The organism is Glaciihabitans tibetensis, from assembly GCF_003003265.1.
GTDB lineage: Bacteria > Actinomycetota > Actinomycetes > Actinomycetales > Microbacteriaceae > Glaciihabitans > Glaciihabitans tibetensis.
On record NZ_PVTL01000001.1, the window covers coordinates 496,984 to 519,874 of the forward strand.

Genomic DNA, 22,891 nt, shown 5'->3' on the forward strand with positions numbered 1-22,891 from the left:
GTTGGAGTGTCCGGACGGTTGCGGCGTAGCATCCGCTCTGCCGCTGGATAGGATGTTCCTTATGTCAGGCCACTCCAAATGGGCAACCACTAAGCACCAAAAAGCAGTCAAAGACTCGCGCCGTGCCAAGTCGTTCGCCAAACTCATCAAGAACATCGAAGTCGCAGCCAAGATCGGCGGTGCTGACCTCTCGGGTAACCCGACCCTGGTTGACGCCATCCAGAAGGCAAAGAAGACCTCCGTACCGAACGAGAACATTGATCGCGCGGTCAAGCGCGGATCTGGTCAGCTCGGCGAAGTCGTCGACTACAAGACGATCATGTATGAGGGCTACGCCGCCGGTGGCATCGCGCTGCTGATCGAATGTCTCACGGACAACCACAACCGCGCTGCCGCGGATGTACGCACGATCATGAGCCGCAACGGCGGCACCATGGGAGATCCCGGCAGCGTTGCGTACAACTTCAGCCGCAAGGGCGTCGTCTCGGTCATGAAAACTGACACGCTCACCGAAGATGACGTGCTCGCTGCCGTGCTCGATGCCGGAGCCGAGGAGGTCAACGACCGCGGACAGGGCTTCGAGATCATCACCGAGCCGCATGACATGCTCGCGACGCGCACGGCGCTTCAGGATGCCGGGATCGACTACGACTCGGCTGACGTCGAGTTCGTTCCCGGTCTGACGATCGCCGTCGACCTGGAGACTGCCCAGAAGGTCTTCCGTCTGATCGACGCGCTCGAGGACAACGACGACGTGCAGAACGTCTACGGCAACTTCGAGATCCCTGCCGACGTCCAGGCCGCACTGGACGAAGAGTAGGGCGTGTCTCTCCGGGTGCTGGGGATTGACCCCGGCCTCACCCGGTGCGGCGTTGGCGTGGTCGACGTGGAACCGTCCCGCTCGGCGAGACTGGTACACGTCAGTGTCATCCGCACGCCCACCGACATGCCGCTTGAGCAGCGTCTGCTCGCCATTGGTGAGGGGATCGCAGCACTGCTGGACGAATTCGCCCCGGCCGCCGTGGCCCTTGAGCGCGTATTCGCCCAGCACAATGTGCGCACCGTGATGGGCACGGCGCAGGCGAGTGGCGTCGCGATGTACACCGCCTCGAGTCGCGGACTCGCTGTCGGCCTGCACACCCCGAGTGAAGTGAAGGCTTCGGTCACGGGCTATGGCGCGGCGGATAAGAAGCAGGTGGCGACCATGGTGGCCAGGGTGCTCGGGCTCGACTCGCCCCCGACGCCCGCCGATGCCTCTGACGCGCTCGCACTGGCGCTCTGCCATGCCTGGCGCTCGGGTGGAACGCTGCGCGGCGGTAACGGCACTGTCGGACGAAGTGTCAGCGCACTCGGCGGCGCTGCTGCGGCCAGTAGCGGCGGATCGGCGGGTGCAAGCACGGCCGGCTCTCGACTGACGCCCGCTCAGGAGGCGTGGCGGGCGGCTGAGAAGTCGGTAGTCGCTCGTAGGCTGGGAACATGATCTCTTCTGTGCGTGGCACCGTTCTGTCCGTCGCCGGACACCTGGCAGTCGTTGAGGTCGGCGGAGTGGGTCTGGCGATCCAGGTGACCCCGCAGCACGCGCTCGGGTTGCGGGTGGGCGCAGAGGCGACTCTCCGCACGTCGCTGATCGTCCGGGAAGACGACCTCAGCCTGTTCGGGTTCGTCGACGCCGACGAACTCGCCGTGTTCGATGCCCTGCGGGGGGTCACGGGCGTCGGTCCGAAGTCGGCCATGGGAGTGCTTGCGGCCATGGAGCCGGCGCAGATAGCTCAGGCGGTGGCCCTCGAAGATGACTCCGCGTTTCGCAAGGTCAGCGGAATTGGACCGAAGACCGCGAAACTCATCGTGCTTTCGCTCGCCGGCAAGCTCTTCGTCACTGCGCGAACCGCGCGGCCCGCTCCTGTCGCGAAGACCACGAGTGTGGCCGACAACGTGCTCATCGCGCTGGTCGGTCTGGGGTGGAACGAGCGCGTCGCGGCGCAAGCCGTCGATGACGCTGTGGCGGTCGCTTCAGCGGCGGATCGTGCGGCCGTTCCCGCGCTGCTGCGCCTTGCGCTCACCCAGCTCGGGCCCGCACTGCAGACGAACTCCCGTGCCGAAGCCGACTCGGCAGCGAGCACCGTATGAGCCCGGACGCGCTCGACCCGCTGTTGCGGCCCGTTCCCGAGTCCGAGGCCGAACTTGCGTTTGAAGGCGCGCTGCGCCCGCAGTCGCTCTCTGAATTTGTCGGGCAGAGAAAGGTGCGCGGGCAACTCGAGCTGCTTCTGAAAGCCGCCGCGCTGCAAAACCGTACCCCCGACCACATCCTGCTGGCTGGGCCTCCCGGGCTGGGCAAGACCACTCTCGCGATGATCGTCGCGCACGAGAGTGGACGCCCCCTGCGGATGTCGAGCGGTCCCGCGATTCAGCACGCGGGCGACCTCGCGGCGTTGCTGTCTTCTCTCACCCCTGGCGAGATTTTGTTCATCGATGAAATTCACCGCATGGCGCGCTCGGCCGAGGAAATGCTCTATCTCGCGATGGAGGACTTTCGGATCGACATCATGGTGGGTAAGGGTGCCGGAGCCACGTCCATTCCGCTCGAGCTCGCCCCGTTCACCCTCGTGGGCGCCACCACACGATCGGGTCTGCTTCCTAACCCCCTGCGGGACCGATTCGGATTCACCGCGCACCTCGAGTTCTACGACAACGCCGAGCTTGAGCAGGTCTTGCGCCGCGCGGCGCAGCTTCTTGAGCTCCCCATCGACGGCCGGGCTCTGGCCGAGATCGCCGGCCGCTGCCGGGGCACCCCGCGCATCGCAAACCGCCTGCTTCGCCGGGTGCGGGACTACGCATTGGTGCACGGGTCCGATGCGGGGCTGACGGCGGTGCATGCTGCGCTGGAGTTGTATGACGTTGATCCGCTTGGGTTGGACCGTCTCGACCGCGCGGTTATGGAGATCCTGCTCACTCGCTTCGACGGTGGGCCCGTCGGGCTGAACACCCTCGCTGTGTCGGTCGGAGAAGAATCCGAAACCGTCGAGTCCGTGGTGGAGCCGTTCCTGGTGCGAATTGGGTTGATCACCCGCACTCCGCGTGGTCGCGTGGCGACCCGTGAGGCCTGGCAGCACTTCGGCCTCACCCCGCGAAGTCAGGAAGGGCTCTTTGGCAATGATCTATAATTCACCATGGTGCGCCCAGACCGCCTGATTAAACTGGGCCCGCCCAACACATCCCCTCGGAAGGCCTCTTATGGACCAGCTATTTAACATTGCCCTACTCGCGGTACTCGCCGTACTCGTGTTCTTCATGTTCCGGAACAACAGGAAGCGAAAGGCAGACGCCGAGGCACTCAAGGCGCAGATTGTTCCCGGCGTTGAAGTGATGACGAACTTCGGTCTTTTTGGCACCCTGCTGTCGATCGACGAAGCGTCCAACGTGGCTGAGATCGAGACGTCGCCCGGAAACGTCGTTCGCGTGCACCGCCAGACCGTTGCAAAGGTTGTTACCCCTACTGACGCCGTCGCCGGAGACGCTCCCCGCTCAGTTGAGGAAGCCATCGAGCGCGCCAACCGCGAAGAAGCGGAACGTTCGCAGGCGCCGAGTCTCGAGAAGCAGGACGACGTCGCCCCCGAGTTCGGCGAGCGTATCGACCCGAGCCAGCCGGGCACCCCGTCCAAGAAGGTCGACGAGTAACCACTACCCTTGGGTGCGGCCCGCCACAAAGCGGACCGCTATTTCGTGTGCCGGAAACTTCCGTGCGCGCACATTTCTTAGAAAGCTGAGTTCGCAGGTGGCAAAATCGACTCCGGTCAGAAAGGCCTGGCGTTCGCTGTCCTGGCTTTTGGTCATCACTTTGGGGCTGACGGCGCTGCTTGGCGCCGGGGTTCTGTGGGGGACCGCATCATGGGCACCGAAGCTGGCGCTCGACCTTGAGGGTGGCACGCAGATAATCCTGGCCCCGCAACTCGAGGGCGAGCAGGAGGTCACCGCCGATCAGCTCAGCCAGGCAGTGTCGATCATCCGGCAGCGCATCGATGCGAGCGGTGTCTCTGAGGCTGAAATCACCACGCAGGGCAGCGGTAGCGGGCAGAAGATCGTTGTTTCTATCCCGGGTGTGCCGGACGACGAGACCCTCTCGCGGATCGAGGCGTCCGCGAAGCTCGAGTTCCGTCCGGTCCTCGTCAGCGAGGCGGCGGCCACGTCTGCTGTCGGAGAAGACGGAACCGAGACGGCCACTCCGACGCCGGAGCCAACGCCGTCGGTCGCGCTGAACGATGTGCCGACCACCAGCCCGACCAGCGCCAGCGACCTCGCCTATGTGACGGACGCGCTGGCCGACCAGTACACGAACTTCGACTGCGCCAGCGAAGTTGCCGAGACCACAAACGTGGCTCCGGCCGACGAGCCGCTCGTCACCTGTGACGATCTTGGCCAGTTCAAGTACATTCTCGGCCCGGTCGAAGTCTCGGGCGACACCATCAGCGACGCCACAAATTCTCTCGTCACCACGAGTGCGGGCGTCAGCACAGGTGAATGGGGGGTGAACATTGTCTTCGATGACGAGGGCACCGAACAGTTCGCCGAGGTCACCGAGCGGCTGTTCAACCTGCAAGGATCGCAGAACCAGTTCGCGATCGTCCTCGACGGCCGCGTGATCTCCGCGCCGACCACGAACGCGGTCATCAGCAATGGCGAGCCTCAGATCTCCGGTAACTTCACGCAGGAGACATCGAAGACCCTCGCTGACCAGTTGAAGTACGGCGCGCTGCCGATCTCCTTCACCACGGAGAGCACTGAAGTGATCTCGTCGACCCTGGGAGATTCGCAGCTCCGCAGCGGGCTCATCGCTGGAATCATCGGCCTGATCCTGGTGCTCATCTACTCGCTCTTCCAGTACCGCCTGCTTGGCCTCGTCACGATGGCGTCCCTGGTCGTGGCGGGTGTGCTGACCTACCTCGTCATCGCCATCATGTCCTGGCGCTACGGGTATCGACTCTCCCTGGCCGGTGTGGCCGGTTTGATTGTCGCGATTGGTTTCACCGCCGACTCGTTCATCGTCTATTTCGAGCGAATTCGCGACGAGCTTCGCGACGGCCGCAATCTGGTTTCGTCGGTCGAGGCGGGCTGGAAGCGTGCACTGCGCACAATCTATGCCGCGAAGGCCGTCAACCTCCTGTCCGCGATCGTTCTGTATATTCTCGCGATCGGCAACGTCCGTGGATTCGCACTGACGCTGGGACTGACCACAATCATCGACGTCATTATCGTCGTCCTGTTCACTCACCCGATGCTGCAACTCATGGCACAGACGCGGTTCTTCTCGAGCGGGCACAAGCTCTCCGGACTCGACCCTGACGCCCTCGGGGCGGTATATCGCGGGCGTGCCCAGTTCCGTTCACCGGCGATCACCAAAACCACGCCGGGCGCGACCAGGGAAGCCGCTCGTCGCCAGACGATCGCCGAACGCAAGGCCGGAGCCCTCACCGGGGCGGCTCGGGATACACACGTTGATGGGAAGGACTCCTGATGGGCTTCGCCAAATTCGGCAATGACCTTTACACGGGGGAGCGCTCGATCGACTTCGTCGGTCGCCGCAAGATCTGGTACGGCATTGCGCTGCTGCTCTTGCTCGCTTCCATCCTTATTCCCATCGCGCGCGGCGGTTTTGTTCTCGGTATCGAGTTCCGAGGGGGATCGCAGTTTCAGGTCGACAACATTGCCGGCGTAAGCGACGACCCGATCGCCGCGCAGGACCTCGCGACCGACACGGTGAACGCCACCGTCGAAGACGCGTCCCCGCGGGTCACGGTCGTGGGTGGCGACGGCATTCGGGTGCAGACCTCGACCCTTAGCCCGGCGGAGGCGAACGAGGTCCGTGACGCGCTCATCGAGGCTTACGACGTGCCCGCAGCCGAGGTCAACGTTTCGACGATCGGTCCCTCGTGGGGCGCCGACATCACGGAGTCCGCGATCAGGGCACTGGTGGTGTTCCTCGTCCTCGCGGCCATCGTTATGGCGCTGTACTTCCGCACCTGGAAGATGTCGGTCGCCGCGATCGTGTCACTCGTGCACGACCTCGTGATCACCGCTGGCGTCTACGGCATTCTCGGCATTGAGGTCACCCCCTCCGCCGTGATCGGTATCCTCACCATCCTCGGGTACTCCCTGTACGACACCGTCGTGGTGTTCGACAAAATCAGGGAGAACACCGATGAGGTCGGGCCAGACTCGAAGCGCACGTTCCCGGAGGCGGTCAACCTCGCGGTGAACCAGACCCTGGTGCGTTCCATCAACACCTCCGTTGTGGCGGCGCTGCCCGTCGGTGCCATCCTCTTTATCGGGGCGAACGCGCTTGGTGCCAGCACGCTGTTGGACATCGCGCTGTCCTTGTTCATCGGAATTCTGGTTGCGACCTACTCGACGATCTTCATTGCGGCACCGCTCTACTCCCAGATGAGGGAGAACGAGATTCCCCGAAGCCAGAAGAATCCGAAGTCCGACGCGATCGACCGCACGCCTGTTCGTTCCGGATCGGTGCGATAGCGGGATGGCATCCGCTGGCGGCGTAGTGCGCGGGGCCGGCTCTACGCCGCCTCTCGCTTAGACTTGACGCGAGAGGTGGAGACATGACCGAGACAACCACACAATCCACCTCTGCGCTGCGCGCGCTCATTCCGCGAATTTTCTCGCGTGCGCAACCCGCGGGCGCGGTTGACCGGCTGATCAAGACCGTTCGATTGCATCACCCGAAGGCCGATGTCGCACTCATCGAACGCGCTTACGCGGCAGCCGAGCGGGCACATCGCGGCCAGAAGCGTAAAAGCGGCGAGCCGTACATCACGCACCCTGTCGCCGTCGCCCAGATCCTCGCGGATCTCGGAATCGGTTCTGTCACGCTCGCCGCTGCGCTCCTGCACGACACGGTCGAAGACACCGACTACACGCTCGACATGCTGCGAAACGACTTCGGAGACGAAGTTGCGATGCTTGTGGACGGTGTCACCAAGCTCGACAAGCTCAAGTACGGCGACAGTGCCCAAGCGGAAACCGTGCGCAAGATGGTGGTCGCAATGTCGAAGGACATCCGCGTCCTCGTCATCAAACTTGCCGACCGCCTGCACAACGCGCGCACCTGGGGCTTCGTCGAAGAGGAATCCGCCGTACGCAAGGCGACCGAGACACTCGAGATCTACGCGCCTCTCGCCCATCGCCTGGGTATCCAGACCATCAAGTGGGAGCTCGAAGACCTCGCCTTCTCGGTCATCCACCCCAAGTTGTACGTGGAAATCGAAAGCCTCGTTCGCCAGCGCACCCCGCAACGCGAAGAGTTTGTGCAACAGGTCATCGACGCAGTCAAGGATGACCTCAAGTCGTCCAAAATCCGGGGAACCGTCGCCGGCCGCCCGAAGCAGTATTACTCGATCTACCAAAAGATGATTGTGCGCGGGCGCGAGTTCGACGAGATCTACGACCTTGTGGGTATCCGTGTTCTCGTCAACTCGGTGCGCGACTGTTACGCCGTCTTGGGATCCATCCACGCGAGGTGGAACCCGATCCCCGGCCGCTTCAAGGACTACATCGCCACGCCCAAGTTCAACCTGTACCAGTCGCTGCACACGACGGTCATCGGGCCGCAGGGCCGCGCGGTGGAGATCCAGATCCGCACCCCGGAGATGCACCAGCGTGCGGAGTTCGGCGTTGCTGCCCACTGGAAGTACAAACAGCGCGTCAACAGCGGCAAGGGCGCGGAAGCGGTCACCCAGCAGGACTCTGACATGGCGTGGCTCGCGCACATCTCCGATTGGCAGGCCGAAACCAGTGACCCGGGGGAGTTCCTCGAGTCGCTGCGATTCGAGATCGGTGCCAAGGAGGTCTACGTCTTCACGCCCAAGGGAAAGGTCATCGGCCTCCCCGCGGGCGCGACACCCGTCGACTTCGCCTACGCGGTGCACACCGAGGTCGGCCACCGCACGATGGGTGCGAAGGTCAACGGCCGGCTGGTGCCGCTCGAAAGCGAGCTCCAGAGCGGCGACTCGGTTGAGGTCTTCACATCGAAGAATCCCGACTCCGGCCCGAGTCAGGACTGGCTCAACTTCGTCAAGAGCCCGCGTGCCCGCAACAAGATCAAGCAGTGGTTCACCAAGGAGCGCCGCGAAGAGGCCATCGAGCAGGGCAAGGACTCGATCGCACGAGCCATGCGCAAACAGAACCTCCCGCTTCAGAAACTGATGAGTCACGATTCGTTTTCCGCGGTCGCGGCGCAGATGAGATATGAGGATGTCTCTGCGCTCTATGCCGCCGTCGGTGAAGGTCACATCTCGACCCAGTCGGTCATCGAAAAAGTGGTCGCTTCTCTCCAGGCCGAGGTGGACACCGAAGACGCTGAAGTCTCATTTGGCACCAAGGCGGTCAGCCGCCAGTTGCGCCACAGCGACTCGGGCGTGCTGGTGCGTGGTGCACCCGACATCCTCGTCAAGCTGGCGAAGTGCTGCACTCCCGTGCCGGGTGACGAAATCGTCGGCTTTGTGACCCGGGGAGCCGGGGTGTCTGTGCATCGGAGCGACTGCCACAACGTGCAGTCGCTGCTCCAGGAGCCCGAGCGGATGATCGAGGTCGAATGGGCGCCGTCGTCGAAGAGCATCTTCCTCGTGCAGATCCAGGTCGAGGCCCTCGACCGGTCCGGACTGCTGTCTGATGTGACCCGGGTGCTCAGCGAGCATCATGTCAATATCCTGTCCGCGAGCGTTTCGACCTCGAACGAACGGCTGGCGCTCAGTCGCTTCGTTTTCGAGATGGGGGACACCACGCACATGGACCGGGTTCTGAACGCTGTGCGCCGAATCGACGCCGTCTACGACGTCTACCGCGTCAGTTCCTAGCGTCGTAGCCTGTCAGCGCCGTAGCGCCGTAGCGTTCCAGCGGTGGCACGGCTAGGGGGTCCGCCGCGAGCGGTTCCTCGGCGACGGGCAGCTGCTCGGCGCGTGAAGCGGAGTTCTCGAGACGGGTAAGAGCAAGCTTTTTGTTCGGTAGGTTGCGGCGTGTGTCCATCGCCGCCGCGCAGCCGTCGACGGTCAGCTGGCCGATCCGCATCAGCCAGGCGACAACCGTGATGTCGGCGTCGACGAAGTCGCCGACGGAGCGGGCCAAGTCGATTGCGGTGCGCAGGGGAGTCGTGACGCGGATGCCGGCGAACTCGACTGTCTCCGCGTCGGAGATCACCACCTCGCGCACAATCAGCCGCCGCGAGCCGGGAGGGCGCACCCGGGATCGGATGTCGACGCACACGTGGTGGCTGGCGGGCGGATCGGGCAGGGCACCCCATACCCACGCGGCGGTGTGGCGCTCGGCAATGAGCCGATCGGGAAGAACAAGGGCCAACGACCGCGCCCGCAGCGCGGCGCTCGGGTGTTCGTCGATCACACAAAAGCAATCGCCCACACGGTATAGGGTGCCGTCGAGTACCAGCGCACACAGCTCCGCTTCGGAAAAGTCCGCGGTGGTAAACAGGGACGGAAGCCGAGGAGTCATCCCGCAATGGTGCGGGTGCAACGGCGGCGGCGGTCGCTGGTCAGAAACATCTGTGGACGACGAACGCGGCCCACCTTCCGTGAGGGAGGAGGGCCGCGCCGGTCGAACCGAAACTGTCCGGGAGCCGTTACGAACCGAGCGCGTCCAGCCAGATTTTGCGGGCGTTGAGCGCTTCCTCGGCCTCGGCGATCTTTTTGGCGTTACCGCTCTTCTTCGCGTCTTCCAGCTCGCGCTCGAGCTTGGCGATTGCCGCGTGGAGCTGGCTCGCCAGACCCTCACTGCGTGCCTGCTTCTCCGGGTTGCTGCGCTGCCAGTGGTCCTCGTCGAGCTTGCGCACAACGGCCTCGACCTTGCGCAGGCGATCCTCGATGGGCTTGACCTTGTCGCGGGGGACCTTGCCGATTTCGTCCCAGCGGCGCTGGATAGACAGCAACGTCTCCTTGGCCTTGACACGGTCGGTGGCTCCGAGGAGCGGTTCGGCCTCGTCGAGCAGCGCGAGCTTCAGGGCCAGGTTTGCTTCGAACTCGACGTTGTCCTGCGCGTCGACTTCGGACTTCGCCGAGTACAGCGCGTCGCCCGCGGTCTTGAACTTCGCCCATAGAGCGTCGTCGATCTTCTTACCCGCGCGCCCCGCGAGCTTCCACTCGTCCAACAGTGCGCGGTATCCGGGGATCCCATCGACGCCCTTCGGCACCAACGCCTCCGCCCGGGCGACAAGGTCTTGCTTGCGCGTACGGGCGTCCTTGTGGGTGCTGTCCAGCTCGGCGAAGAAAGCCTTGCGGTGCTGGTCGATCGTGCTGCGGGCGGCACGGAAACGCTTCCAGAGATCGTTGCTCTCGTTCTTGGGAAGGCGGGGACCGTCCTGCTGGTGCTTCTGCCAGCGGGCAAAGATGTCGTCGAGGGTTGCGGTGACCTGCTTCCACTGCGCCTTGGCCGGGTCGGCGGCCGCCAGTGTCTCTGCCTCGACTACGAGTGCCGTGCGCTCGGCGAGGGCGGCGGCGACCGCAGCTTTCGCTTCTTCGCTCTGCTTCTCGGTCAGTTCACTCACGGCGCCACCCAGCGCGGCGAGCCGCTCCTGAAGAGCAGCGAGGTTACCCACAGCGTTGGCGCCGGTCACTGTCGCCGTCAGGGAGGAGACGGCCTTGGCGATGTCGTTCGCCGGCGCACCACGCTTGGCGCGCTGCTCCAGCAGGGTCACCTGGCCGGCAAGTTCGACGAACTTCCGTTCGAAGTAGGCGAGGGCCTCTTCGGCGGTGCCGTCGGGATACTGGCCGACAACGCGTTCTCCGGACTCTTCGCGTACATAAACGGTGCCCGTCTCGTCGACGCGCCCCCACGGAGCCTGTTCGTTCGATTCCACGTTGATTTCACCTTGCTGTTTGAGACGACTGGTGCGGGCTACCCGTTTACCAGCCTATTGCACACCGCGATCGGCGGATTTGGTTTTGTTGCGGCCTACTTGTCTTACTGGACAGTAAACCCGCTGATAGTCGTAGCGACCACCGGGCTCCCGTCCTCTGCTCCGTCGACGATCCCGGCGTCTGCGACGGTGGATTGCAGGATGTCGAGTCCGCTGGTCACCGTGCCGATGACGGTGTATCCGCCGCCCTCGGTGGGCAGGACGCTGTCGCCCAGGATGATGAAGAACTGGTGGTCCTGGCTGTACGCGGTACCACCGTTGGCGAGAGCAATGGTGCCGGTGGGGTACAGTCCGTCGGCCGGAGCGTTCTCGATCGGACCAAAGCTGTACGTCGTGTCGATGGCGCCGGTTCCGTCTACAGACCCACACTGCAGGGTCTTCAGGCTTTCCGTGTTCACCAGGCGGTGGCAGGTGGAGCCGTCGTAGTACCCGTTTGCGGCGTCGGTGATGACCGAAGCAACCGCCTGGGGGGCCGCGGCGCCGTCGAGGCTGACAGCGAGCGGGATGTCATTGATGGTGAGAGTTCCCGTCCAGGTGCGCGCTTCCGCGACATCCGGCGACGGCACTTCGCCGACGTTGAGGCTCGCCTCGGGGGTGGATGTCGCGCTGGCCGTCGGTTCGGGAGTTCCTGGCCCGCCCGAGAAGTACAGAACCTGCGCGGTCGTCGCGAGTGCGGCGATGACGACAAGGCCAACCACGGCGATGATGTTGTCGCGGCGGCGGCGCTTGATCCGGTGCGCATTCACGGCCTGTCGCGCGTTGTAGCGGCGCAGGCGATCGCGAGCCTCGCGAACCTCGCGTTCCGTGTTCTTGCTCGGTGCCACGTGTCCTCCAGAGGGCGGGGCGGGATTGCCCTCCTGAACTTTACGGTGCAGGGCAGTTCCGGCCAAATGCTTCCTCGGCGCGGGCACCTCCGCTGCGGCGCTGGCCAACCCGGGCCGCCGATACGATTGGGGGATGGATACGCGGCAGGGCCTACGCGGCGGAGCAACGCCCCTCGCGGTGAGGATGCGTCCGACCAGCCTCGACGAGGTCGCCGGGCAGAAGCATTTGCTCACCCCTGGGTCTCCTCTGGTCAGCCTTGCTTCGGATGTCTCCGGCGAGCAGGGTTCCGTTTCCGTCATCCTGTGGGGGCCTCCGGGTACCGGCAAGACGACGCTGGCCCAGGCAATCGCGCACAGCTCGGGGCGTAACTTCGTCGAGCTGTCCGCCGTGAACGCCGGCGTCGCAGACGTGCGCAAGGCAATGGAACAGGCGCTGTCGAACCGGGATCTCTACGGCCTCACCACGGTCTTGTTCCTCGACGAGATCCACCGCTTCAGCAAGGCACAACAGGACGCTCTGTTGCCCGGTGTCGAGAACGGCTGGGTGATCCTTATCGCCGCGACGACCGAAAACCCGTCGTTCTCCGTGATCTCCCCGCTGTTGTCCCGCTCGCTCCTGTTGACCCTCGAACAGCTCAGCGACGATGACCTCGGAATCGTCATTGATCGCGCGGTTCTTGATCAGCGCGGGCTCGCCGACAAAATCACCCTGAGTCCCGAGGCGCGGACCACCCTCATCCGCCTGGCTTCGGGCGACGCTCGGCGCGCGCTGACCGCGCTTGAGGCCGCCGCGCTGTCGGCAACAGCAACGACGGCGCCAGATTCCGGAGCTTCTGCACCCAAGCCCGTGGTCACCGAGGAGACCGTCGCCCTGGCTGTTGACCGCGCCCTGCTGCGGTACGACCGGCAGGGCGACGAGCACTACGACGTCATCAGCGCGTTCATCAAGTCCGTGCGGGGGTCAGACGTCGATGCAGCTCTGCACTACCTCGCCAGGATGATCGAGGCAGGCGAGGACCCCCGCTTCATCGCGCGTCGGGTGATCGTCAGTGCCGCGGAAGATATCGGAATGGCCGACCCGCAGGCGCTGCTCATCGCCATGGCCGCCGCAGACGCGGTTCAGCTCATCGGCATGCCCGAAGGACGTATTCCGCTGGCGGAGGCGGTGGTGTACCTGGCGACCGCACCCAAATCAAACGCCTCATACATGGCGCTGGATGCCGCGATCGCCGACGTGCGCGCGGGCAACTTCGGACGCGTGCCCAAGCACCTGCGCGACGCCCACTATCAGGGGGCGAAACGGCTCGGTCACGGCAAGGGCTACATCTACGCTCACGACTCCGACCTTGGCGTGGTCGAGCAGCAATACCTGCCGGATGAATTGGCCGGCACCGTCTACTATCGGCCGACCGAGCATGGCAATGAGCGGGATGTCTCGGCCCGCTGGTCAAAGTTGCGACGCATCATCCGCGGCCGCTAAAAAAATCGCGCCCCCAGCACTGCGCAACACGGCCGGATCCCTTCGCCACCGGTCTGCCGTTCGTGCTAGCCTTGACGCTGCCTAACACTGGTTCACCGCGCACGGCTGCTGCGATGAACAGGTCAAGGGAACAGGGTCTGTAGCCGACCGGTTCCCGCGGCAAATCCCTCTGACTTTCACCGGACACCCCGTTGTGCGTTCATGCGTGGACGCGATCGGCCGGGTTGCCAACGTCAATCTAGAGAAAAGGACCCCGTGTCTACTAAGTCACGTACCCGTAGCAAGACCCGCCTCTCGCGCGCGCTGGGCATCGCCCTCACGCCGAAGGCAGCCAAGTACCTCGAGAAGCGTCCGTACGCTCCGGGTGAGCACGGCCGCACCAAGCGCAAGCAGGACAGTGACTACGCCGTTCGTCTGCGCGAGAAGCAGCGCCTACGCGCCCAGTACGGCATTCGCGAAGCACAGATGAAGATCGTCTTCCAGGAAGCGCGCCGCGGCGCCGGCCTGACCGGTGAGAACCTGGTTGAGCTCCTCGAGATGCGTCTGGACGCACTGGTTGTCCGTGCCGGTATCGCCCGCACGACCGCCCAGGCTCGCCAGATGATCGTTCACCGCCACATCATGGTTGACGGCCAGCGCGTGGACCGTCCGTCGTTCCGCGTCAAGCCCGGACAGCTCATCCACGTGCACCCGACCAGCGAGGCCATGGAGATCTTCCAGGTTTCCGCTGCCGGCGCCCACGTCGACGTTCTGCCGAAGCTCCCGACCTACCTTGAGGTCGAGATCGACAAGCTGCAGGCTCGTCTCGTACGCCGCCCGAAGCGCGCCGAGGTTCCCGTGACCTGTGAAGTTCAGCTCGTCGTGGAGTACTACGCGGCTCGCTAGTTCCAACAAGTTTCACCACCTCCTCGCCGGTTTCGGCGAGAAGTGCCAAATGCGGGCCACCTCAGGGTGGCCCGCATTTTTGGTCCCGCCCACAAAGTAAGCTGGAAACGCCCGTTCCGTGACCCACTGGAGGCACAACCGTATGAAGAAGCTGTCCTATCTTGCCGTGGGTGTTGTGCTCGGTTTTGTGGTCGCGCACCTGGTGTCGAGGCACCCGTCGGGTAAGAGATTTTTTGATGACATCGACGGCAAGGTGCGCGAGTTCAGCGGCGCGGTCGTCGATGGCTATCGCGGACGGGAGGCGGAGCTACGGGCTACCGCTGCCGACGCGGAGGCCACGCTCGACAACCTGACCCGTCGGCTCTAGGGCTCGTCCGCTCCAACAGTTTTCTCCTTGCACGACCGGCGGCTTCTTCTAGCCGTTCCACCACACGCACAATCGGGAACCCATGCAGACCGCAGATATCCAAAGCCGCTGGCTCAACTTTTTCGGTGACCGGGGGCACACGGTTGTACCGTCCGCCTCGCTGGTGAGCGACGACCCGACGCTGCTCTTTACGGTCGCCGGGATGGTGCCGTTCGTTCCCTATCTCACCGGGCTCGTCCCAGCTCCGTACCCGCGCGCCACCAGCGTGCAAAAGTGCATCCGCACGCTGGACATCGAAGAAGTGGGCAAGACGCCACGGCACGGCACGTTCTTCCAGATGAACGGCAACTTCTCCTTCGGCGATTACTTCAAGGAACAGGCAATTTCCTATGCCTGGGAACTGCTCACCAGCTCGGAGGCCGACGGCGGCTTCGGGCTCCAGGAGAAGGACCTCTGGGTCACCGTCTACAAGGACGACGACGAGGCGATTCGTCTGTGGAAGCAGGTCGCCGGTCTGCCGGACGAGCGCATCCAGCGACTCGACATGGACACGAACTACTGGTCCACCGGCCAGCCCGGACCCGCTGGCCCCTGCTCGGAGATCTTCTTCGATCGAGGCCCCGCCTACGGAGCCGACGGCGGCCCCGCGACGGACGATGACCGGTACGTGGAGATCTGGAACCTCGTCTTTATGCAGTACCTGCGCGGCGAGGGCAGTGGCAAGAACTTTGAGATCCTCGGCGAGCTGCCGAAGAAGAACATCGACACCGGAATGGGCATGGAGCGCCTCGCGTTCCTGACCCAGGGTGTCGAGAACATGTACGAGATCGACCAGGTGCGACCGGTTCTGGATCGCGCTTCCGAGATCTCGGGTCGCCGCTACGGGGCCAATCACGACGACGATGTGCGGATGCGGGTTATCGCAGACCACGTGCGCTCCTCCTTGATGCTGATGTCTGACGGTGTGCGCCCCAGCAACGAGGGCCGCGGCTACATCCTTCGTCGCCTGATGCGCCGCGCCATCCGCGCCATGCGCCTGCTGGGAGTGGACGCTCCGAGCTTCAGCGAACTGTTCCCCGCGTCCCGCGATGCGATGAAGGCTGCTTACCCGGAGGTCGGCACGGAGTTCGACCGCATCTCCCGCCTCGCTCTCGGCGAGGAAGAGACCTTCCTCCGCACTCTGGCGAGCGGCACAAGCATCCTCGACCTCGCCGTCGCGACGACCCAGAAGACGGGATCGACGCAGCTCGCCGGAGACACCGCGTTCCAGCTCCACGACACCTTCGGTTTTCCGATTGACCTCACCCTCGAGATGGCGGAAGAGGCGGGGCTGAGCGTTGACCGCGACGCCTTCGATACCCTCATGTCCGAACAACGTGCGATGGCCAAGGCCGATGCGAAGGCGAAGAAGACCGCGCTGGCGGACCTGTCGGTGTACGGCGACTTCCGCGCGCTTGGCGAAACGGTGTTCACCGGCTACGAACTTCTCAAGACCGACAGCACGATCCTCGGGCTCATCGTTGATGGCGCCTCCGTTGATCGTGCGGTGGTCGGTGATATCGCCGAGGTCATTCTCGCCGAGACCGCCCTCTACCCGGAGTCCGGCGGCCAGGAAGCCGACGCGGGCAGCATCGTGGGCAAGGGGTTCGACCTCGAAGTGCTCGACGTGCAGCGCCCGATCAAGGGACTGGTCAGTCACCGAGTGCAGGTTCGCAGCGGCGAGGTGGGAGTGGGGGATGCCGCGACCAGCGTGGTCGACCCCGTGTGGCGTCACGCCGCGGCCCAGGCCCATTCCGCGACCCACCTCATTCACGCGGCGCTGCGCCAGACCCTCGGCTCTGACGCGCATCAGGCTGGCTCGTATAACAAGGCCGGCTACATGCGCCTCGACTTCAACTGGAACCAGCCGCTGTCTCCGGCGACCCGCAGCGAGATCGAGAACATCGCCAACAACGCCATCCTCGAGAATCTGGAGGTGACCACCCGTATCCTTCCGCTCGCCGAAGCGAAGTCGCTGGGAGCAATGGCGCTATTCGGCGAGAAGTACGGCGACACGGTTCGCGTGGTTGAAATCGGCGGCCCATGGTCGCTCGAGCTCTGCGCCGGCACCCACGTGTCGCGCTCCGCCGAAGTTGGCCTCATCAACTTGGTCGGCGAGTCCTCAATCGGCTCGACGAGCCGGCGCATCGAGTCACTCGTGGGGTTCGACGCGTTCAAGGACCTCGCGACCGAGCGCTCGATTGTCTCCCAGCTGACCAGCTCGCTCAAGACTCCGCGAGAGCAGTTGCCCGAGCGTATCTCCGACCTGGTGACGAACCTCAAGGCCGCCGAGAAGCGCATCGCCCAGTACGAGGCGGCCGAGCTCGCAGCACGGGTGCCCGCGTTGGTGTCGCGTGTCTCCCACGTCGGCGCGGTTCGTCTCATCAGTGAGAACGTCGGAACGGTCAAAACCACTGACGAACTCCGCTCGCTCGCCACAACGGTGCGGGAGCGGCTCGGGTCGGAAGCGGCCGTGGTCGCCCTCGCGGCCGACGTGTCTGGCAAGCCCGCCGTGATCGTTGCCACGAACGATGAGGCCCGCAAATCTGGCGTGCGCGCCGGCGCCCTGGCGAAGCTCGCGTCCGGCATTCTCGGCGGTGGCGGGGGAGGCAAGGATGACCTCGCGCAGGGCGGCGGCTCCGACCTGACCGCCATCGACACCGCCCTACAGGCGATCAGCGCGAACGTCGCCGGCTAGTGCGAACCGGGGTGCGCGTCGGTGTCGACGTCGGGAAGGTGCGGATCGGAGTAGCCCGTACCGACTTCCACGGCATGCTCGCCACCCCGGTCGAGACGGTGAAGCGGGGAGACGGCGACGTTGCGCGCATCCTGGCGATCGCCGTCGAGCTGGACGCGACCGAGTTCATCGTTGGCTTGCCCCTGTCGCTTGCGGGAACACACACTGCATCGACGGAGGACGCGGAGACCTTCGCACGAATCTTGGCAACCGCGACCGGAATCCCGGTGCGGATGGTGGACGAACGCCTGTCGACCGTGTCGGCCCAGGCTGCCCTGCGTTCAGCCGGGAGAAACAGTAAAAGCTCACGTCCCGTGATCGACCAGGTGGCAGCCGTTATTATTGTCCAACATGCCCTCGACTTCGAGCGCGCCGCGGGACGACCGCCGGGCGTGCTTGTCGAGGCGGACGAAGGATAAACACCCTGTGGCCGACGACCTGAACCGGGACAACCCCGTTCCAGCACAGCCCGATGATGGTGCCCGCGTGCGGCTGCCCCCCGCGGCATCCTACGTTCCGCCCACACGGCGCCAGTTGCGTGAGAGCGAGACACGCGCGAAGGCTCACGAAACGGACTCGTCGCGTGCGGCCGACCCAGCCCAACCAGCGCCCCAGGTGGAGCCCGCTACGGCCTCGCCATCTGCGTCGAGCTCAGGGGTGCCGGCCACAGAGCAGCCAGCCACAGCGATGCCAGCCACAGCCATGCCAGCCACAGAGCGGCCGACCAGCGCCGACGATGAACCGCTGACCGTCGACCAGCTGTTCGGTCCGTCGAGCGCGGACGGCAAACGCGGCACCGATCCCGACTCGGGGGCATCCTGGCCGCCGCCGCCGCACCCTTCCGGGCGCCCGCCGCGTCGTCGGCGCCTCTGGCTCATCTGGCTGTGGGTGCTGGTCGTGCTACTCGCGCTCGTCGGCGGAGCCGCGGCCGCGGTCTGGGTGATGTTCGAGGACCAGGTGCGCCAGGTGCTCGGCATCGAGCTGCCCAACGATTACGAGGGCACCGGCAACGGTGAAGCGGTCACGGTGACCATTGTATCCGGCGACGTCGGCGGGGACATCGCGACGAAGCTGGAAGAGGCCGGGGTCACCATGACCTACGACGCCTTCTACGACCTGCTGGTCGCCCAGGAAGTTCAACCGACCTTTATGCCGGGCAGCTACCCTCTCCAGAAAGAAATGAGCGCCCAGTCAGCCTTGGACGTGCTGGCGAACCCGGCCAACGTCGCGACATCCAGGGTTCTCATCACCGAAGGCTCCACTCTTCCCCAAACACTCGCGTCCCTCTCCGAGGGCACCGGTTTGCCGCTATCCGACTTTGAGGCGGTCGCAGCGAACTACACCGCGTTCGGCGTGCCCGCCACGGCGCCCAGCCTCGAGGGCTGGCTCTTTCCCGCGACCTACGAATTCGAGCCGGGTGTGACGGCGCAACAGATCCTGCAGACGATGGCTGACCGCATGCTGCAATCGCTCGATGCCGCCGGAGTAGCCGTGGCTGACCGCCAGCGCGTGCTCACACTCGCCTCAATCGTGCAGAAGGAGGGCGGAAGCATTGAGGACTTCCCGATCGTCGCCCGGTTGTTCCTCAACCGTTTGGCGATGACTCCGCCGATGAACCTCGAGTCGGATGCGACCGTGAGCTACGGCACAGGCGGCACATCGATTTTCACCACCGACGAAGAGCGTGGGGATGCGAGCAACCTGTACAACACGTACGCGAACCCCGGACTGCCCGTTGGCCCGATTTCCGCTCCCGGAGACGATGCGATCAATGCTGTGCTGAATCCCGCCGTGGGGGACTGGGTGTACATGGTTCTCGTCAACGGCGACACCGGCGAGACCAAATTCTCGGTCACGTTCGCCGAGCATGAAGCCGCGGTGCTGGAGTGGCAGGACTGGATCCGGGCGAACCCGGACTGGGACAACTGATGACGGATTCCGCCGATGCGCGGCAGCAGCTGGCGGTTCTCGGGTCTCCGATCGGTCACTCGAAGTCGCCGGCGCTGCACGCGGCCGCCTACCGTGCCCTCGGCCTCGACTGGCACTACGACGCGGTCGAGGTGACGGTCGACGCCCTGCCCGAGTTCGTCCGGTCGCGGCCAGCGCAGTGGCGCGGGCTCTCCCTGACCATGCCGCTCAAGCGGAGCGTGCTTCCCCTGCTCGACTCGCGTGACGCGATCGTGAACCTCGCCGGTGGGGCGAACACCGTTCTGTTCTCGCCCGAGGGGGACACCCGCGCCATCCGGGGCTTCAACACCGACGTGTACGGCGTCCGCGCAGCGCTCGAGACGAACGGGGTCAATAAGCTCGGCTACATTTACCTCCTCGGTGGGGGTGCGACCGCGGCATCCGCTCTCATCGCCTCAAGCCAGCTGGGGGCTGACCGCGCGCTCATCGTGGTGCGCACACCGCTTAAGGCGCTCGAACTCGCCCAGCTTGGTCGGCATCTCGGAATGGATGTCACGGTGCAGGCTTTCTCCGACGACGCAGCCGACCGTCCGAAAGGGGTGCCCGATGCCGTCATCAGCACGTTGCCCGGAGGGATCTCGCTCGAGGCGGAGCTCTTCTCCGACCGGATGCGGGCGCGCTCGGTACTCCTCGACGTCGCCTACGACCCCTGGCCGAGCGCACTGGCCACCGAATGGCAGGCGGCCAAGGGCACCGTCATCTCGGGCCTTGAGATGCTCGTGCACCAGGCGATCGCGCAGGTGCGTATTTTTGTCGCCGGCGACGCGAGCACACCGCTGCCCGACGAATCCTTGGTGCTGAAGTCAATGCGGGCGGCGCTGACGCCCTAGGGCCTGTGGGAGGATTCTTACATGCTTCGTTGGTTGACCGCAGGTGAGTCCCACGGCCCCGAATTGGTGGCCACTATCGAGGGGATGCCCGCGGGCGTGCCCGTCAGTCTCGACGCCATCCGCGCCGATCTTGCCCGGCGCAAGCTGGGGTATGGTCGCGGCGCCCGGATGAAGTTCGAAGAAGACGAGCTGAACATCTCTGGGGGCGTGCGCTTTGGGTTGACGATGGGCAGCCCGGTCGCGCTGCGCATCGGCAACACCGAGTGGCCTCGCTGGGTCGACGTGATGAGCGCGTCGCCGGTTGACCGGGAGAGCCTGCCGAAGGGCCGAGGTGCTGCGCTCACACGCCCGCGGCCCGGGCACGCCGACCTGGTCGGCATGCAGAAGTACAACTTCGATGAGTCCCGCAACGTGCTCGAGCGGGCCAGCGCGCGCGAAACCGCCGCGCGGGTGGCGCTCGGTGCCGTCGCGCGGGCATTCCTGGCGGAACTCGGCATCACGCTGGTGAGCCACACGCTGTCTATCGGCACGGTTCGGGTGCCCGAGGGCGCAGAGCTGCCGATGCCGTCCGACGTCGCCGCGCTGGACGCGGATCCCCTCCGCTGCTTCGACGCGGGTACCTCCGCCGCGATGGTGGCCGAGGTCGACGCCGCCCAGAGCGCGGGGGACACCCTGGGCGGTGTGGTCGAGGTTCTTGCCTACGGCGTGCCGCCGGGACTCGGCTCCTACGTGCACTGGGACCGTCGACTGGACTCCCAGCTGGCCGCGGCCCTCATGGGCATCCAGGCGATCAAGGGCGTCGAGGTCGGCGACGGCTTCCTCACCACCACCCGTCGCGGCTCGGAAGCCCACGATGAGCTGGTCACCGACGGCGAGGAGATCTCCCGGCTGTCCGACAAGGCCGGGGGCACCGAGGGCGGCATGAGCACCGGCACGATCCTGCGGGTACGCGCCGGCATGAAGCCGATCGCGACGGTGCCCCATGCGCTTCGGACGGTGGATGTCGCAACCGGCGTCGCTGCCGAGGCGCACCACCAGCGTTCCGACGTCTGTGCCGTGCCTGCCGCTGGTGTCGTGGCGGAGGCGATGGTTGCGCTGGTACTCGCGAACTCCGTGCTCGAAAAGTTCGGTGGTGACGCGATCGAAGAGACGAAACGCAACCTCGAGGGGTACCTCGCGGCTATTCCCGCCCGCCACCGCACGGCCCGGGCGGCTGACGACCGTGCCTGATCGACCGCTCCTGGTGCTGATCGGAGCGCCCGCCGCGGGTAAGACGCGCCTGGGTAAGCGCGTGGCGAATCTGCTCGGTGTTCCGTTCGTCGACACGGACAAGCGAATCGTGGCCGCGCACGGCGCGATCAGCGATATCTTCGCGGAACACGGCGAGCCCCACTTTCGCGAGCTCGAGCGCGAAGCGGTTGAGCAGGCGCTGACCGAAGAGGCCGTCGTCGCCCTCGGCGGTGGCGCGGTACTGCACGCCGATACCCAACGGGACCTGGTCGACCAGCGCGTTGTGCTGCTCACCGTTACGCGTGCCGCCGTCGAGGCGCGGATCACCACGGGTAAACGGCCGCTCGTGGCGGGGGTTGACTCGTGGCAGGCGCTGGTTGACGCGCGCCGTCCCCTCTATGAGAGCCTCGCCACCCGCACTTTCGACACCTCGCATCGCCACCTCGACGACATCGCCGCCGATGTCGCACGCTGGATACAGGAGAACGACTCGTGACAGACACCGAGCAGACCACCACCATCCCCGTGGGCGGCGCAGACCCCTACAGTGTCGTCATCGGGCGCGGCCTGCTCTCCGGGCTCGCGGAGATCATCGGGTCCAAGGCGACCAAGGTGATGATCGTCCACGCCCCCACCCTGGGTGCGAAGGCCAATGAACTGCGCGACAGCCTCCTCGATCGTTACGAAGTGGTGCTCGCCGAGGTTCCGGATGCCGAGGCCGCCAAACGGGTAGAGGTCGCAGCATTCTGCTGGCAGGTTCTCGGCCAGACCGACTTCACCCGCAGCGACGTGATCATCGGCCTGGGCGGGGGAGCCACGACCGACCTCGCCGGATTCGTCGCGGCAACCTGGCTGCGCGGCGTGCGACTGATCCAGATTCCGACCACCGTGCTCGGAATGGTAGATGCCGCGATCGGCGGTAAAACCGGGATCAACACCGCCGAGGGCAAGAACCTCGTCGGTGCCTTCTACGCACCGGCCGCGGTGCTCGTCGACCTCGACCTGCTGGCGACGCTCGGGCGCAACGAGATTCTCGCCGGGTCTGCCGAGATCGTGAAGGCCGGGTTCATCGCCGAGCCGGAGATCCTCGACATCTACGAGGCAGACGTCGATCGCGCGGTCGACCCGGCCACGCCCGAGTTCCGCCGACTGATCGAGCTGGCAATCGCCATGAAGGCGAGAGTCGTCGGGGCGGACTTCAAGGAGGCTGGCCTCCGCGAAACCCTCAACTATGGGCACACGCTCGGCCACGCCATCGAGCACGCCGAGCGCTACGCCTGGCGGCACGGCGCGGCTGTTTCGGTGGGCATGGTGTTCGCTGCAGAGCTCTCCCGGATCACCGGGTCCCTCAGCGACGAGGCGGTCGCCCGACACCGCCGCATCCTCGAGTCGCTGACCCTGCCGACCACCTACCCGCTCGGCCGCTGGAAAACGCTGCTCGCCACCATGCAGCGCGACAAGAAGACGCGCGCCGGCATGCTGCGCTTCATCGTTCTCGATGACATCGGTAAGCCAAGCGTGCTGACCGGCCCAGAAGAGGCACTGCTGTTCGCCGCCTACGCCGAGATTGGTGTGTAGCTGATCGCCTCCGCCCCTCCCGA

The 22,891-nt window shown here is 65.2% G+C and carries 21 protein-coding genes; 18 read left to right on the forward strand and 3 right to left on the reverse strand.

Annotation, left to right across the window (positions count from 1 at the left end; translation table 11 throughout):
* The first annotated feature begins 61 nt into the window (after nt 1-61).
* The 8 genes from B0I08_RS02375 to B0I08_RS02410 all read left to right on the forward strand — a co-directional run bounded on the left by B0I08_RS02375 (nt 62) and on the right by B0I08_RS02410 (nt 8,861).
* Nucleotides 62-820 (forward strand): YebC/PmpR family DNA-binding transcriptional regulator, encoded by a 759-nt coding sequence (locus B0I08_RS02375; protein ID WP_106209416.1) that lies wholly within the window; start codon nt 62-64, stop codon nt 818-820.
* Nucleotides 821-823: 3 nt separating this feature from the next.
* Nucleotides 824-1,480, forward strand: coding sequence for a crossover junction endodeoxyribonuclease RuvC (ruvC, locus tag B0I08_RS02380; protein WP_106209418.1), 657 nt, complete (start codon nt 824-826; stop codon nt 1,478-1,480).
* On the forward strand, nt 1,477-2,127 hold the full coding sequence (gene ruvA, locus B0I08_RS02385; RefSeq protein ID WP_106209420.1) for a Holliday junction branch migration protein RuvA: 651 nt from the start codon (nt 1,477-1,479) through the stop codon (nt 2,125-2,127). The genes ruvC and ruvA overlap by 4 nt, the downstream gene beginning before the upstream one ends.
* On the forward strand, nt 2,124-3,161 hold the full coding sequence (ruvB, locus tag B0I08_RS02390) for a Holliday junction branch migration DNA helicase RuvB (RefSeq protein WP_106209422.1): 1,038 nt from the start codon (nt 2,124-2,126) through the stop codon (nt 3,159-3,161). Before ruvA ends, ruvB begins: the two co-directional genes overlap by 4 nt.
* Before the next feature lie 70 nt (nt 3,162-3,231).
* A complete protein-coding gene (locus B0I08_RS02395; protein WP_106209424.1) occupies nt 3,232-3,675 on the forward strand; it encodes a preprotein translocase subunit YajC in 444 nt (147 codons plus the stop codon).
* Between the two features lie 97 nt (nt 3,676-3,772).
* A complete protein-coding gene (gene secD / locus B0I08_RS02400) occupies nt 3,773-5,509 on the forward strand; it encodes a protein translocase subunit SecD (RefSeq protein WP_106209426.1) in 1,737 nt (578 codons plus the stop codon).
* The gene (gene secF / locus B0I08_RS02405; RefSeq protein ID WP_106209429.1) at nt 5,506-6,525 is read left to right on the forward strand and encodes a protein translocase subunit SecF; all 1,020 of its coding nucleotides are present in this window, start codon (nt 5,506-5,508) and stop codon (nt 6,523-6,525) included. Before secD ends, secF begins: the two co-directional genes overlap by 4 nt.
* Nucleotides 6,526-6,608: 83 nt before the next feature.
* Nucleotides 6,609-8,861 (forward strand): RelA/SpoT family protein, encoded by a 2,253-nt coding sequence (locus B0I08_RS02410; protein WP_106209431.1) that lies wholly within the window; start codon nt 6,609-6,611, stop codon nt 8,859-8,861.
* Here B0I08_RS02410 and B0I08_RS02415 read toward each other — a convergent pair.
* The 3 genes from B0I08_RS02415 to B0I08_RS02425 form a co-directional block, all read right to left on the reverse strand.
* On the reverse strand, nt 8,851-9,510 hold the full coding sequence (locus B0I08_RS02415; RefSeq protein ID WP_106209433.1) for a type IV toxin-antitoxin system AbiEi family antitoxin: 660 nt from the start codon (nt 9,508-9,510) through the stop codon (nt 8,851-8,853). The two genes, B0I08_RS02410 and B0I08_RS02415, sit on opposite strands and share 11 nt — an antisense overlap.
* Before the next feature lie 127 nt (nt 9,511-9,637).
* Nucleotides 9,638-10,870 carry a DUF349 domain-containing protein gene (locus B0I08_RS02420; protein ID WP_106209434.1) on the reverse strand — a complete coding sequence of 411 codons (1,233 nt, stop codon included), beginning with the start codon at nt 10,868-10,870 and terminating at the stop codon, nt 9,638-9,640.
* 104 nt (nt 10,871-10,974) lie between these two features.
* Entirely contained in the window at nt 10,975-11,754 is a 780-nt protein-coding gene (locus B0I08_RS02425) for a peptidylprolyl isomerase (protein ID WP_106209436.1), read from the reverse strand.
* Nucleotides 11,755-11,887: 133 nt separating this feature from the next.
* Here B0I08_RS02425 and B0I08_RS02430 point away from each other — a divergent pair, with 133 nt between their 5' ends.
* The 10 genes from B0I08_RS02430 to aroB all read left to right on the forward strand — a co-directional run bounded on the left by B0I08_RS02430 (nt 11,888) and on the right by aroB (nt 22,868).
* A complete protein-coding gene (locus B0I08_RS02430) occupies nt 11,888-13,234 on the forward strand; it encodes a replication-associated recombination protein A (protein WP_106209438.1) in 1,347 nt (448 codons plus the stop codon).
* 255 nt (nt 13,235-13,489) lie between these two features.
* On the forward strand, nt 13,490-14,119 hold the full coding sequence (rpsD, locus tag B0I08_RS02435) for a 30S ribosomal protein S4 (protein ID WP_106209440.1): 630 nt from the start codon (nt 13,490-13,492) through the stop codon (nt 14,117-14,119).
* A gap of 142 nt (nt 14,120-14,261) precedes the next feature.
* Nucleotides 14,262-14,486, forward strand: a complete 225-nt coding sequence (locus B0I08_RS02440; RefSeq protein WP_106209442.1) for a hypothetical protein — start codon at nt 14,262-14,264, stop codon at nt 14,484-14,486.
* Nucleotides 14,487-14,568: 82 nt separating this feature from the next.
* Complete coding sequence (gene alaS / locus B0I08_RS02445; RefSeq protein WP_106209444.1) at nt 14,569-17,223, forward strand: alanine--tRNA ligase; 2,655 nt, start codon at nt 14,569-14,571, stop codon at nt 17,221-17,223.
* Nucleotides 17,223-17,681 (forward strand): Holliday junction resolvase RuvX, encoded by a 459-nt coding sequence (gene ruvX, locus B0I08_RS02450; RefSeq protein ID WP_106209446.1) that lies wholly within the window; start codon nt 17,223-17,225, stop codon nt 17,679-17,681. The genes alaS and ruvX overlap by 1 nt, the downstream gene beginning before the upstream one ends.
* Nucleotides 17,682-17,964: 283 nt before the next feature.
* Complete coding sequence (gene mltG, locus B0I08_RS02455) at nt 17,965-19,191, forward strand: endolytic transglycosylase MltG (RefSeq protein ID WP_106209448.1); 1,227 nt, start codon at nt 17,965-17,967, stop codon at nt 19,189-19,191.
* On the forward strand, nt 19,191-20,060 hold the full coding sequence (locus B0I08_RS02460) for a shikimate dehydrogenase (protein ID WP_106209450.1): 870 nt from the start codon (nt 19,191-19,193) through the stop codon (nt 20,058-20,060). Before mltG ends, B0I08_RS02460 begins: the two co-directional genes overlap by 1 nt.
* A 21-nt stretch (nt 20,061-20,081) precedes the next feature.
* A complete protein-coding gene (aroC, locus tag B0I08_RS02465) occupies nt 20,082-21,290 on the forward strand; it encodes a chorismate synthase (RefSeq protein ID WP_106209452.1) in 1,209 nt (402 codons plus the stop codon).
* Complete coding sequence (locus B0I08_RS02470; protein ID WP_245884457.1) at nt 21,283-21,786, forward strand: shikimate kinase; 504 nt, start codon at nt 21,283-21,285, stop codon at nt 21,784-21,786. The genes aroC and B0I08_RS02470 overlap by 8 nt, the downstream gene beginning before the upstream one ends.
* Nucleotides 21,783-22,868, forward strand: coding sequence for a 3-dehydroquinate synthase (gene aroB / locus B0I08_RS02475; protein ID WP_106209454.1), 1,086 nt, complete (start codon nt 21,783-21,785; stop codon nt 22,866-22,868). The genes B0I08_RS02470 and aroB overlap by 4 nt, the downstream gene beginning before the upstream one ends.
* The last annotated feature ends 23 nt before the right edge of the window (nt 22,869-22,891 follow it).